This is a genomic window from Streptomyces sp. NPDC005483, assembly GCF_040606035.1.
Lineage (GTDB): Bacteria > Actinomycetota > Actinomycetes > Streptomycetales > Streptomycetaceae > Streptomyces.
Map to the genome: position 1 here is coordinate 1 of NZ_JBEXEA010000075.1, position 203 is coordinate 203.

General features: G+C 72.9%; 1 pseudogene. It reads left to right on the top strand.

Annotated elements, in window-relative coordinates:
• Positions 1-111, top strand: a pseudogene (locus ABZT06_RS49130) (MerR family DNA-binding transcriptional regulator); the annotation flags it as partial.
• Positions 112-203: the final 92 nt, after the last annotated feature.

Genomic DNA, 203 nt, shown 5'->3' on the forward strand with positions numbered 1-203 from the left:
GCCGCCTGCCGCATCGTCATCCTCGAAGACCAACTCGAGGAAGCCCAGCGCATCAACGCCGAATACCGCCGCGCCGCGAACGCCACAGCCGGCACACCCGGCACCGACTGACCACACCGACACGGGCCTGGGCGGAGGCGGTGCCGCACACGCGCGTGAGCCCATCGCCGACGCGACCGCGAACCAGCCGCCCCGGTCGACCG